Origin of the sequence: Pseudomonas sp. FH1 (assembly GCF_000510895.2) — a bacterium.
In the GTDB taxonomy this organism is placed as follows: Bacteria; Pseudomonadota; Gammaproteobacteria; order Pseudomonadales; family Pseudomonadaceae; genus Aquipseudomonas; species Aquipseudomonas azotoformans_A.
Window position 1 is genome coordinate 108,459 of sequence record NZ_AOHM01000125.1, and the last position, 12,971, is coordinate 121,429.

Below are 12,971 nucleotides of genomic sequence, written 5' to 3' on the forward strand. Positions count from 1 at the left end.
CTTGCCCCGCGCGGGGCAAGCCCGCTCACCACAAGGTTCGGCGCTGTTAAACCTCTTCGACCTGTACCCAGCGTTCTTCTCTGGCCGCCACGCGAATCGCCGTCGCCAGCCGCTCCACTTCCCATGCCGCCTCAAAGTCCGTGCCATCCGCACCTTGACCGGCCAGCGCCAGGATCAACTCCTGCACCTCCAGGGTCTTCAGCTCGTTGTAGCCCAACTGATGCCCCGCCGCCGGGCTGAACACCGCATAACCCGGCAGGGCAGGGCCTGCGAGCAAACGCTGGAAACCGTCCTGGCCAACGCGACAGACCTGCAATTCATTCAAGCGCTCTTGATCGAACGCCAAGGTGCCTTTCGTCCCGCTGATCTCGAAACTCAGGTGGTTCTTGTAGCCCTGCTTGAGCCAGCTGCTGCTCACCGTACCGCGTGCGCCATTGGCAAAACGCAGCAGGGCGTGCACTTGGTCATCCACCGCAATCGATTTAAGGTCGGTGCTGCCTTTGACGGCAGGTCGCCGGGCGTGGACGGTCTGGGTGTCGGCACACACACTCACTACGTCGCCCACCAGATAGCGCGCCATCGACAGTAAGTGGCTGCCCAAGTCTGCCAAGGCGCCGCCCGCGTGTTCCACTTCACAACGCCACGACCATGGCGAGGCCGGATCAGCCATGAAATCTTCGCTGAACTCACCCTGGAAGCTGATGATCTCGCCCAACTCGCCGCTCGCAATCATCTGCCGTGCCAGGGTGATCATCGGGTTGTGCTGGTAGTTGTAGCCCACCCGCGTCACCACGCCCGCAGCACTGGCGGCGCGGCGCATGGTGTCGGCCTGTTCCAGGCTCACGGCCAGGGGTTTTTCGCAATACACCGCCTTGCCCGCTGCGATGGCGGCCATGGCCATGGGGTAGTGCAAATGGTTGGGCGTGGTGATGGCCACCACGTCGACATTGGGATCATTGATCAACGCCTGCCAGTCGCCATGGGCCTGGGCAAAGCCCCAATCCTTGGCGCAGCGGTGGGCGCGTTCGGTGTCGGCGTCGGCCAGTGCTGCCAGCTTGAGGTGCAGCGGCAGCTCGAATACCGCGCGGGCGTTATTGAAGGCCAAGGCGTGGGCGCGCCCCATGAAGCCTGTGCCGATCAAGCCGATTCCGAGTTCACGCATCGCCGTGGTCCTTTGGATTATTGTTTTCAGGAACACTATTAATGGAATAAAAATTCCCACATTTCAATAGATGGAATAAAAATTCATTGCTGCCTCGGCGATCACCCCGGCGAATACAGCTATATTCAGGCGCTGACGAAAGGGCGTCAGTTAACAAAAGATAACGTAGCGCCGATTGTCAGACGATTCGAAAGCCCGATAGGATGGCCCCTGCTTCCTCCAGGCGCTCTAGATTGCAGGTTTCAAGGCCCCGGAAGGCAGCGATAACAATAATAAATGGGAGAAAGGTCTATGAGTGAGCCTGTCATGGGTTGGGTTGTTTGCCGCCCACGCGCCGCACGCAGGGTTGCGATGCTGGCCGCAGCGCTCTCGCTGTTTGGCGCTGTCGTGTTACCGGCAGCCGTCCAGGCCGCCAGCGATACCTCGTTTGCGATTGAATCCCCCAAGGCCGCCAAAGGCCTGATGATCGATGTGGTCCACGCGGGCAAGCGCCTGGTGGCGGTCGGTGATCGCGGGCACATCCTCTATTCCGATGACCAGGGCAGCACCTGGACCCAAGCCAAAGTCCCCACCCGACAGTTGCTTACGGCAGTGTTTTTCGTCGATGACAAGCAGGGCTGGGCGGTGGGCCATGATGCGCAGATTCTTGCCAGTTCCGACGGCGGCGCCACCTGGACCCAGCAGTACCAGGACCTCAAACGCGAAGCCCCGCTACTCGACGTGTGGTTCAACGACGCCAACCACGGCCTGGCCGTCGGCGCCTACGGTGCGTTGATCGAAACCACCGACGGCGGCAAGACCTGGGACGACGTCAGCGACCGCCTCGACAACGAAGACCAATACCACCTCAACGCCATTGCCCACATCAAGGACGCCGGCCTGTTCATCGTTGGCGAGCAGGGCAGCATGTTCCGCTCCAGCGACGACGGCCAGACCTGGGAAAAACTCGAAGGCCCCTACGAGGGCTCGCTGTTTGGCGTGATCGGCACCGCCCAGCCGCAAACCCTGCTGGCCTATGGCTTGCGCGGCAACCTGTACCGCTCCACAGATTTCGGCAATACCTGGGAGCAAGTTGAACTGAACGCTGCGCGGGGAGCGCTGGAGTTTGGTTTGTCCGGCGCGACTTTGCTGGAGGACGGCTCGATTGTCGTGGTCGGCAACGGCGGCAGCGTGGTGGTCAGCCATGACGACGGCGTGACCTTCAGCGTGTTCAACCGTGCGGACCGCATTTCGCTTTCGTCCGTCACGGCGGCAGGCAATGGCAACTTGATTCTGGCCGGGCAGGGGGGCGTTCGCGTCGCTAAAGCCGATGGCGCCGAACCGACAAAACAATAAGAAGGCGGGGAAAGAATGAGCAGTCATCACAACGATAAAGCGACCTTTCTTGAGCGCCTGATCTTCAACAACCGCCCGGCAGTGATCGTGATCTGCCTGCTGGTGAGTATTTTCCTGTTCTGGCAGGCGACCTTGATTCGCCCGTCCACCAGCTTTGAAAAAATGATCCCGCTCAAGCACCCCTTCATCGAGAAGATGATGGAGCACCGCAATGACCTGGCGAACCTGGGCAACACGGTGCGCATTTCGGTGGAGGCCAAGGACGGAGACATCTTCACCAAGGAGTACATGGAGACTCTGCGTCAGATCAACGACGAAGTGTTCTACATTTCCGGGGTCGACCGCTCGGGCCTCAAGTCGCTGTGGAGCCCCAGCGTCCGCTGGACTGAAGTGACCGAAGAAGGCTTTGCCGGCGGTGAAGTGATCCCGCAGAGCTACAACGGCTCGCCGGAAAGCCTCGATCAACTGCGCAACAACGTGCTCAAGTCCGGCCAGGTCGGGCGCCTGGTGGCCAACGACTTCAAGTCGAGCATCGTCGACATCCCGCTGTTGGAGTCTTACCCGGACCCACAGGACCAGGGCAAGTTGCTGGCCTTGGACTACCGCAAGTTCTCCCATGAACTCGAAGACAAGATCCGCACCAAGTTCCAGGAGCAGAACCCCAACGTGCAGATCCACATCGTCGGCTTCGCCAAGAAAGTCGGCGACCTGATCGATGGCCTGATCATGGTGGTGCTGTTCTTCGGCGTGGCGTTCGGCATCACCCTGGTCCTGCTGCTGTGGTTCACCAACTGCCTGCGCAGCACCATTGCTGTATTGAGCACCACCCTGGTGGCGGTGGTCTGGCAGTTGGGGCTGATGCATGCCGCCGGTTTCGGGCTGGACCCTTACTCGATGCTGGTACCGTTCCTGATCTTTGCCATCGGTATTTCCCACGGCGTGCAGAAGATCAACGGTATCGCCCTGCAATCCAGCGAAGCGGACAACGCGCTGACGGCCGCACGCCGCACCTTCCGCCAGCTGTTTCTGCCGGGAATGATCGCGATCCTCGCCGATGCGGTGGGCTTTATCACGCTGCTGATCATCGACATCGGCGTGATCCGCGAACTGGCCATCGGCGCCTCTATCGGCGTGGCGGTTATCGTGTTCACCAACCTGATCCTGCTGCCAGTGGCGATTTCCTACGTCGGCATCAGTAAACGCGCCATCGCCAAGAGCAAGAAAGACGCGAACCGCGAACACCCGTTCTGGCGCCTGCTGTCGAAATTCGCCAGCCCCAAAGTCGCGCCGGTCTCGATCTTCCTGGCCCTGATCGCCTTTGGTGGCGGCCTCTGGTACAGCCAGAACCTCAAGATCGGCGACCTTGACCAGGGCGCGCCGGAACTGCGCCCGGACTCGCGCTACAACAAAGACAACAACTTCATCATCAGCAACTACTCCACCAGCTCCGACGTGCTGGTGGTGATGGTCAAGACCAAGGCCGAAGGCTGCTCGCGCTATGAAGCCATGGCGCCCATCGACCAGTTGATGTGGAAGATGCAGAACACCGAGGGCGTGCAGTCGGCGATCTCGCTGGTGACCGTGTCCAAGCAGATGATCAAGGGCATGAACGAGGGCAACCTGAAATGGGAAACCCTGTCGCGTAACCCGGACGTGCTGAACAACTCCATCGCCCGTGCCGATGGCCTGTACAACAACAACTGCTCCCTGGCGCCGGTGTTGGTGTTCCTCAACGACCACAAGGCCGAAACCCTCGACCGCGCGGTGCATGCGGTGCAGGACTTCGCCAAGGAAAACAACAAGGACGGCCTGGAATTCATCCTCGCCGCCGGTAACGCCGGGATCGAAGCGGCTACCAACGAGGTGATCAAGGAGTCGGAGCTGACCATCCTGATCCTGGTGTACCTGTGCGTGGCGACCATGTGCATGATCACCTTCCGCTCCTGGGCGGCGACCCTGTGCATCGTGCTGCCGCTGGTGCTGACCTCGGTGCTGGGCAACGCGCTGATGGCGTTCATGGGTATCGGCGTCAAGGTCGCAACCTTGCCGGTGGTGGCGCTGGGCGTGGGGATTGGCGTGGACTACGGCATCTACATCTACAGCCGCCTGGAAAGCTTCCTGCGCGCCGGCTTGCCGCTGCAAGAGGCGTACTACCAGACGCTCAAGTCCACCGGTAAAGCCGTGCTGTTCACCGGCCTGTGCCTGGCAATCGGCGTGTGCACCTGGATCTTCTCGGCCATCAAGTTCCAGGCCGACATGGGCCTGATGCTGACCTTCATGCTGCTGTGGAACATGTTCGGCGCGCTGTGGCTGCTGCCGGCGCTGGCGCGGTTCCTGATCAAGCCGGAGAAACTGGCAGGGCAGAAGGGCAATTCACTCTTCGCGCATTGATCGATTAGACCATTGCCGCAAGGCACCGCGGGGGAATTGACCTATCATGTGTCTTTTCCCCCGCAGTGACTTCACATCATGACCGATTCGCAACCCAACCTGAGCACCGCCCTGACCGACAGCGACATGCTGATCATCAACGGGCTGCACGCCTTCGACTTCACGTTTGACCAGCACTTGCTGATCGAAAGCATGGACGGCCGGGAACTCAAGCGTTGGAAGTTCAGTCCAGAACAACTGAACGCCGCCACCTTTGATGACAGCTTGCAAAGCTGGCTCTTGCGCAACGAAGACGGCGAACACCGTCTGGTCTGCTTGAGCGCTATCAAGGGCGACAACAATAACGATGAGGATGAAGCGGATGATGATGCGTAAATTCTGGCCCCTGCTGATGGCGGGCAGTGTCGGTGCCATGTCGGTGCAAGCCGCGCCGGCCGAGACCTATGAACTTTTGGTGGGCAGCTACACCGCCGGCAGCAGCGAAGGGATCTACCGCCTGCAATTCGACAGCCGTACCGGCCAGTTCCAGGGCCAGCCGGTGCTGGCGGCCAAGGCGGACAATCCGTCGTGGCTGACGATCTCCAAGGACCAGAAGCACCTGTTTGTGGTCAACGAAAACGGCCCCGGCCAGCAAGACCCGGTCGGGCGCGTGAGCAGCTACAGCATCGACCCGCAGAATCATCAGCTGACCCTGATCAACCAGGTGCAAAGCCTGGGCAACGAGCCGACCCATTCCAGCGTGGCCGCCGATGGGCGCTACCTGTTTGTCGCCAACTATTCGGTGCTGGAAGATCCGGGCGGCAGCCTGGCGGTGTTGCCGGTGGATGCCACGGGCAAGCTGTCGGCTCCGGTGCAACTGAGCGGGCACCCCGCCAGTCGCGTCAACCCTGAGCGCCAGGCGTCCAACCATGTGCATTCGGTGGTGTCATCGCCCGATGGCAAATACGTGTTTGTGCAGGACCTGGGGGCGGACAAGGTATTTGCCTACCGCTACGATCCGAAGGCCAACCCTGAGCTGCCATTGACCCCGGAGAAACCGGCGTCGGTGCAATTGCCACCCGGCAGTGGCCCGCGTCATTTGTTGTTCAGCGCCGATGGCAAGCATGCCTGGCTGACCACCGAGATGAGCGCGCAGGTGGCGGTGTTCGACTACAAGGACGGCCAACTGACCCAGACCCAACTGGTGGATTTCGCCGCCGGGCAACCGGTGACTGACAAGGCCGGTGCCGCGCTGCATGCCTCCAGTGATGGCAAGTTCCTGTACCTGAGCAACCGTGGCACGGCCAATCAACTGCTGGTGTTCAGCATCGACCCGGCCACCGCGCATCTCAAGGAACTGCAGCGCCGCTCCGTGGAAGGCGATCATCCGCGTGAGTTCAGCCTGGACCCGAGCGGCAAGTTCTTGCTGATCGCCAACCAGAACAGCAACGAAATCGTGGTGGTCGAACGCGACCCCAAAACCGGCCTGCTGGGTAAAACCGTGCAGAAATTGCCGATCGATGCGCCCAGCGACCTCAAGTTCCTGGTGCGTCAATAAGCCACAGGCCCCGTCATGCGGGGCCTGAGCCTTTCTATTAATTCTGTTAATAGCGGCTACTGTTTCAAAGCATTTCTAAGGCTTAGCCCTCGGGCGTAAGTTTGGTTCCAAGGCCTTCCCCGGCCACTTAACCAAACGAACACAAGGGTTACCGACATGAATCTGAATCTCTTCTCCATCATCGCCGCTTCCGCTGTTTCCGCCACTGTTGCCCTGCCAGCCGCGGCCAGTGTGGAAGTCTCCGGCAAAAAATCCAGCACCAGCGCCTACACCCAGAAATACCTGCAACAAAGCGCCAACTTCTACGCCGCACTGGATCACAAAACCCAGCAATAACCTGCACACCAGCAGACGCCAAACCACTGGAACGAAGCCTGGCTCGTTCGAGTGGTTTGGCGTTTGTGCATGTGCAGAAGAAAAAAGATTGATATCACATTGCCATGTGTTTAAATTTGACGCTCAGAAATTGACGCTCATCTTCCTGGAATCGACAGCATGGCACTCCGACTCGCCGCACTCATTCTGGTGCTTTATTCCGCTCCCATCCTGTCTTCCGTGCATCTGGTAGACGGTGAGCCTGAGATTGCCCGCGAGCGACTGTTGGATTTGGTCCAGGGCTAAGCCTTCGCCATCACCGCTACAAACAGCGGTGATTGCAGAAACCGCTCCAGCCACTGCTGCAACCGGGGATACGGCGCGCCGGCAAACCATTCCCGATCCACATGGGCAAACTGTCGCACAAATGGCGCCAGGGCCATGTCCGCCAGGCTCGGATGATCCGCCAGCAAATAGGCGTGGTCCGTCAGTAAATCCTCCAGCTTTTGCAGGAACACCTCACCCCCGGCCCGATAATGCTCCATCGGTTTTTCCGGGTAGCGTTCGGCGTACTTGTATCGATCCAAGTGATACTTGAAGCCTTGGTCGTTCTCGGCGATCAATGCGAATACCGCCGGGTCGCCGTGCCGCAACCAGTTATCCGGATCGTTTTGCGCCAAGGCCCACTGCATGATCTCCAGGCTTTCTTCAATCACCCTGCCATCAACGTTCAATACCGGCACGGTGCCCTTGGGCGACAGCGCCAGCATCTCGGCGGGCTTGGCCTTGAGGCTCACCTCGACGATGCGCACCGGTACGCCCGAATAACGCAGCGCCAGCCGTGCCCGCATCGCATAGGGGCAGCGCCGGAACGAATACAGCAGCGCTTCGCTCACTTGACCTCCAAGGTGCTCAAACCATTGCCCTGGCGCTTGACCTGGATCTGCACCGGAATGCGTTCGTGCATTTCCTGCACGTGGGAGATCACCGCCACTTTACGACCCTGAGCCTGCAAGCCATCCAGCGCGTCCATCGCCAATTGCAAGGATTCTGGGTCAAGGCTGCCAAAGCCCTCATCGATAAACAGCGACTCGATCTTCAACGTGCTGGAGGCCATCGACGCCAGCCCCAGGGCCAGCGCCAGTGACACCAGGAAGGTTTCGCCGCCGGACAACGAATGCACCGAACGCAGTTCGTCGCCCATTTCCGTGTCCATCACCAACAGGCCAAGCATGCTGCCGCCACGCTTGAGGCGATAACGCCGCACCAGCTGGCGCAGTTGCACGTTGGCGTGATGCACCAACAGGTCAAGGTTGTAGGCCTGGGCGATCTTGCGGAAGGTGTCGCCGGTGGCCGAGCCGATCAGCGCGTTCAGGCGTGCCCAGCGTTGCCATTCGTCATAGGCCTTGGCGATCTGCTCGGCAAAGGCCTGGTTGGCGTCCTGGCGACGCTGGTCTTCGGATTGGCGTGCGCGCAGTTCAGCGCAGTGTTTTTCACTCTCGGCAAGTTGCTGATTGAGCGTGGCCAAGGTGCTGTCCAGCTCTTCGGCTGCGAGGTTGCCGTTGTGCAGGGCCTGATGGTCGGCAAGGCGTTGTTCGCGTTCTTGCAGCAGTACCTTGGCCTGTTCGACGGCTTTTTCGCTGAGCTGCAACTGCTGGCGCAATTGGCTGACCTGGGCGTCATCGTAGGCCAGCAAGCGGTTGAGGCCAGCGTCATCGAGTTCCGGATGCAAGGCGCGCCATTCGCTGATACGCGTGACGACGGCCTGTTGTTCGGCCTGCAACGCGTGTTCGCGTTCCTGTTGTGCCTTGAGGTCCGCCGCCAGCTGGATCAGTGCGTTGTGGATCTCTTGCAACTGTTTGCTGGCGTCGGTTTCGCTTTGGCGTGACTGGGTCACGGCCTGTTCCAGTTGCTGCTGCCAGTGTTCGGCGCTGGTGTACTCGCCCAGTAACGTGCTGAGTTTTGCCTGGGCTGCTTGCTGTTGGGTCGCCAGCTCGGTGACCTGCTGGCGCAGGGCGTCGAGTTGCTGCTGGCGATGCTGTTGGTGGGTCTGTTCCTTCTCGATCGCCTGTTGGCGTTCGTGTTGCTCGGCCAGTTCATCGCGTTGATGGCCCAGCTGCTCCAGGCGCTGGCTGACTTGCTGGTCCAGCTGCATGAACGTGGCGGCCGGCTCGGCGCGCAAACCTTCCAGGGTTTCTGCGGGCAGCAGGCTGGCGAAGGCGCTCAGTTCCTGGTCGAGGCGTTCGCGGTCGCTGGTTAGCTCGCGTTGCTGATCGACCATCAATTGACGGGCCTGTTGGCTGGCTTCCTGGGCCGCTTGCAGTTGCTGCTGCAAGCGCCCGGCGTTTTGTTGCAGGTTGAGCAGGGCGCTTTGGCGTTGTTCGTCCTGGGCGATGCTTTGGTTCAGTTGGCCCAGTTGCTGTTCAAGCCAGGCGCTGCGCTTGGCGGGTTCCTGGTTGAGCATTGACGCAGCCAGCGGGTGCGCATCCAGGCTTGGCTGGAGGGCTTGCTGTTGCGTGGTCAGGTGTTCCTGCTGTTGCAGGTATTCCTTTTGCTGGGCGATCAAACCGCCCACTTCGCCACGCAACTCGGTGAGTTTTTCCTTGAGGCTGTCCACGGCTTTCTGCGCGGTGGCTTCTTCGTTTTCGTCATGTCGACCGAGGCTTTGCAGCAACGCTTCGGGCTGGTGATACGGGTGCTCGTGGCTGCCGCACACCGGGCAGGGTTGGTCGTCCTGCAATTGCTCGCGCAACTCCTCGACGCTGGCGCTGCGGGCCAGGCGCTGGCGTTCCAACAGTCGCTTGGTCACGTTCAGCGTCTGTTCGGCAACGGTCAGCTCGGCCTTGGTTTGCAGGCCGGTCTGGTTCAGTTGTTCGCGTTGCTGTTGGGCGTCGGTGAGCTTTTGCGTCAGGTTGGCGGCGTGTTGGTCCAGCTGTTGCTGGTTGTCCCACAGGCGCGTCAGGTCTTCAAAGGCGCGCTGCTGTTTGCGATTGTCTTGCAGCAGGCTCGCCAGCAACTGGATCTGCTCGGCCACGGCGTGAGGCTCGGCACCGGCCTCCTGATACAGCAGGTCCAGGGCTTCGCGTTGCTGAGTGAACTGCTCGGCGGCGCGGGTCGCACGTTGCTCCAATTGCGGCAGTTCGGCCTGGCCTTTATTCAGGCGATTGCCGATCTGCGTCAGCTGTTGCAAGCGGTCGCGGTAGGCGGTCCAGGCATCGCTCAGCGGCGCAAGGGCGACGCTGTGCTCAAGCTCGGTCGCCAGGCGTTGCAGGCGCTCAGTAACGTGATTCTGCTTTTCCAGCAGCGCAGTGAGGTGGGCCTGACCTTCGGCGCAGGCGCTTTCGTGTTGCTGTTGGTCCTCGGTGCGCTTGGCCAGCTCCTTGGTCAAGTGGGCGAGGGTGCTTTGCTCTTCAAACGCCTGTCGCAGTAATGGCACTGCATCCGTTTGGTTTTTCAGGGCCTCAGCCAACGCAGTTTGCGCGCTGGCTTGTTGTTGCCGGGCCTGCTCCTGGCGGGTATTCAGTTCGCCTTGCTGTTGGATATGCGACTGAATCTGCACGGCCAACGGGGCAAGCACGCTGCCGAGTTCGGCCTGGCGCGCAAACTGGTGACGCTGTGGCGCCAATTGGTCCAGGCGGCTCAGGTCTTCACGTTGCTGACCTTGGTTATCCCAGTCGGCCTGTGCGCGCTGCAGTTGTTCGGTGGCAGCGAGTTGGCGTTCCTGCCATTCGCGCAGCTCCTTGAGCCAGGTGTGCTGAAGCTCAAGTTGCTTGAGTTGGGCTTGCTGGGTCTTGAGCTGGGTTTGCGCGGCATCGAACTGCTGATCCAGCTCCACACGTGCTTCGGGCGCCAGGGGCACCACGCCGGTGGCCTGGTCCTGCAGCTGCTTGTGCGCATCCCTGGCCTCTTTGGCCTTGTCGAACGCGCGCCGCCCGAGTTGGGTGTACAGGGCGGTGTCGGTGAGCTTTTCCAGCAGTTCGCTGCGCTCGTTGTCGTTGGCCTTGAGGAAGGCGCTGAACTCACTCTGCGCGAGCAAGACGGCGCGGGTGAACTGTTCGAAGTTCAGGCCCAGGGCCAATTCCAGCTGGGTTTTGTATTCGGTTTTCTGGCTGGCCAGCAGTTGGTCGCTGTCCAGGTCGATCAGGCTCTGGCGGCTGTTCTGCAACTTGCCGCTGGCCTTGTCACGGGCGCGATTGGCTTCCCAGCGCGCGCGATAGCGCCGGCCACTCACGCCGACAAAATCCACTTCGGCATAACCGCCACCGGTACCGCGCCGTAACAAGGTGCGCGGGTCACCGATGGAAATGTCGCTGTCGGCATCCGGCATCTTCGCCTGGCCGGTGTCGCCCAGGCGTGGCACCGCGCCAAACAACGCCAGGCACAAGGCATCAAGCAGGGTACTTTTACCCGCGCCGGTCGGCCCGGTAATCGCGAACAACCCGGCACTGGCCAGGGGCTCGGCAGTAAAGTCGATTTCAAACGGGCCGGCCAGAGAAGCCAGGTTTTTCAGGCGGATGGCGAGGATCTTCATGGCTGTTCCTCCTCCTGTTGCACTTCCTGGAGCAGCACGGCGAAGTCCTTCAAGGTCTGTTCATCCACTTCACTGCCATAACTGTCCAGCCAGGCGCGGCTGAACAGTTCCTGGGGCGTGAGCTGGTCGAGTTCGATCAGGCGGTCGTCGCCTTCGTCTTCACGGCTGCCGTTACCCGCGTATTCAGCGGCGATGCGCACCAGGCGCACGGCCTTGCCTTGCAGGGCGCTTTCGATCTGCTGGCGCAGGTCGGGTTGCGGCTCGTCGAGGCGCACGCGCACTTCCAGCCAAGGATGGCGCTGGGTTTCGGCCAGCAGATCGACGTCGGGCAACTCGGCCAGGGCCTTGAGGATATCGGCCAGCGGCGCGGCTTCCAGCCGTTGCAGGTCGACCGAGCGTGGAATCAGGATTGGTTCGACGTTCACCAGGCATTGGCCTTGGAAGGTCACGTCGAGGATCTGGTGCTTGTAGCCGATTTCGGAAAACGACAGCGGAATTGGCGAACCGCTATAGCGAATGCGTTCCTCGCCATTGACCTTTTGCGGCTTGTGCAAATGGCCGAGGGCGACGTAAGCGACACTTCGATCAAACAGGCTGGCTGGCAGCGCCTCGGCATTGCCGATGATCAGGCTGCGCTCAGAGTCTTCCGACACCGAGCCGCCGGCCATGTGCGCGTGGCTGATGGCGATCAGCGCCTGGCCTTTTTTGCGCTTGACGTTGGCGGCGGCGATCAGCCATTCATGCACCTGGCCGATGCCGCGCAGGTAGTCGTCACCCAAGTGCGCACCGGTCACTTCTGCCGGGCGCAGGAACGGCAACGCGAGGCACCAGGCGGCGATCTTGCCTTTGGCGTCCGGCAGGGGGATCAGCAGGCGTTCGGCGTCTAATTGGCCATCATCCAGCCACAGCACCCGGCCCAACGCATGGGTACGCAGGCGGCGCATCAACGGCGCGGGCAGTTCGATACGCGAGCCGGAGTCATGGTTGCCGGCGATCATCACAATCGTTAGCTTGGGGTTCTGTTCGTGGGCGCTGATGATGAAGTCATACAGACGCTCCTGTGCCTTGAGCGGCGGGTTGACTGTGTCGAAGATATCGCCGGCGATCAGCAGTACATCCGGCAGATGGGTGTTCAGTTGGCCCAGCAGCCACTCAAGAAAGCAGGCGTGTTCGAAGTCGCGTTCCTGGCCGTGGAGGTTTTGGCCCAGGTGCCAGTCGGAGGTGTGAAACAGACGCAAGGCGAACTCCGTTGAAGAGATGAAAAGGAGGGGAGTTTACCCTGTAAACCTGTGGGAGGGGACAAGCGCCCTCCCACAAGGGTCAGGCGGTGTGCAGGCAGTCTAGCGCTCGGTCAGCCAGGATTCTGGCACTGTTGATCAAGTGCTCGGTGGCGCCGGCCATGTGGCGCTGATCACTGCTTAGCGCTTGGGTGGTGCCAGCAGCGGTCGCGGCTGCGCAACGCAGCAGGTCGCAGATCTGGGCGAGGGCGTCTTCGAAGCTGAGGTCGTGGTGAACGGTGAAGGTGGGTGGTGGGTCGGGGACGATTTTGTTCATGAAGGTACCTACAGGGTTTGGAGCCATTCTTTTGCCGATCTCACACGTCAAAAGGTGGCAGCTATGTGCGGGGTGAGATACCGGATTTGTAGGCGCACCCGGCCAGACCGAAGTCTGCCCGCACACAGCTGCCATAGAGCATGTTG

At 60.9% G+C, this 12,971-nt stretch carries 11 protein-coding genes; 6 read left to right on the top strand and 5 right to left on the bottom strand.

Annotated elements, in window-relative coordinates:
* Positions 1-46 precede the first annotated feature (46 nt).
* Positions 47-1,162, bottom strand: a complete 1,116-nt coding sequence (locus H096_RS27055) for a Gfo/Idh/MocA family oxidoreductase (RefSeq protein ID WP_033902389.1) — start codon at positions 1,160-1,162, stop codon at positions 47-49.
* 306 nt (positions 1,163-1,468) lie between these two features.
* On the opposite strand from H096_RS27055, the gene H096_RS27060 reads away from it, so the two are divergent.
* The 6 genes from H096_RS27060 (at position 1,469) to H096_RS34780 (ending at position 7,046) form a co-directional block, all read left to right on the top strand.
* Complete coding sequence (locus tag H096_RS27060; protein WP_191983023.1) at positions 1,469-2,497, top strand: YCF48-related protein; 1,029 nt, start codon at positions 1,469-1,471, stop codon at positions 2,495-2,497.
* Between the two features lie 15 nt (positions 2,498-2,512).
* A complete protein-coding gene (locus H096_RS27065) occupies positions 2,513-4,888 on the top strand; it encodes an RND family transporter (protein ID WP_033902391.1) in 2,376 nt (791 codons plus the stop codon).
* Between the two features lie 78 nt (positions 4,889-4,966).
* Positions 4,967-5,263: a DUF5629 family protein gene (locus H096_RS27070; RefSeq protein ID WP_033902392.1), complete on the top strand. Its 297-nt coding sequence runs from the start codon at positions 4,967-4,969 to the stop codon at positions 5,261-5,263.
* Positions 5,250-6,425 (top strand): lactonase family protein, encoded by a 1,176-nt coding sequence (locus H096_RS27075; RefSeq protein WP_033902393.1) that lies wholly within the window; start codon positions 5,250-5,252, stop codon positions 6,423-6,425. Before H096_RS27070 ends, H096_RS27075 begins: the two co-directional genes overlap by 14 nt.
* Positions 6,426-6,581: 156 nt before the next feature.
* The gene (locus H096_RS27080) at positions 6,582-6,761 is read left to right on the top strand and encodes a hypothetical protein (RefSeq protein WP_016980181.1); all 180 of its coding nucleotides are present in this window, start codon (positions 6,582-6,584) and stop codon (positions 6,759-6,761) included.
* Positions 6,762-6,920: 159 nt separating this feature from the next.
* The gene (locus tag H096_RS34780) at positions 6,921-7,046 is read left to right on the top strand and encodes a hypothetical protein (protein WP_257722330.1); all 126 of its coding nucleotides are present in this window, start codon (positions 6,921-6,923) and stop codon (positions 7,044-7,046) included.
* On the opposite strand, the gene H096_RS27085 is transcribed toward H096_RS34780, so the two are convergent.
* The 4 genes from H096_RS27085 to H096_RS27100 form a co-directional block, all read right to left on the bottom strand.
* Positions 7,043-7,636, bottom strand: coding sequence for a glutathione S-transferase (locus tag H096_RS27085; RefSeq protein WP_033902394.1), 594 nt, complete (start codon positions 7,634-7,636; stop codon positions 7,043-7,045). The two genes, H096_RS34780 and H096_RS27085, sit on opposite strands and share 4 nt — an antisense overlap.
* Entirely contained in the window at positions 7,633-11,271 is a 3,639-nt protein-coding gene (locus H096_RS27090) for an AAA family ATPase (protein WP_033902395.1), read from the bottom strand. Before H096_RS27090 ends, H096_RS27085 begins: the two co-directional genes overlap by 4 nt.
* Positions 11,268-12,509, bottom strand: a complete 1,242-nt coding sequence (locus H096_RS27095) for an exonuclease SbcCD subunit D C-terminal domain-containing protein (RefSeq protein WP_033902396.1) — start codon at positions 12,507-12,509, stop codon at positions 11,268-11,270. Before H096_RS27095 ends, H096_RS27090 begins: the two co-directional genes overlap by 4 nt.
* Before the next feature lie 82 nt (positions 12,510-12,591).
* Complete coding sequence (locus H096_RS27100) at positions 12,592-12,825, bottom strand: hypothetical protein (RefSeq protein ID WP_033902397.1); 234 nt, start codon at positions 12,823-12,825, stop codon at positions 12,592-12,594.
* Between the last annotated feature and the right edge of the window lie 146 nt (positions 12,826-12,971).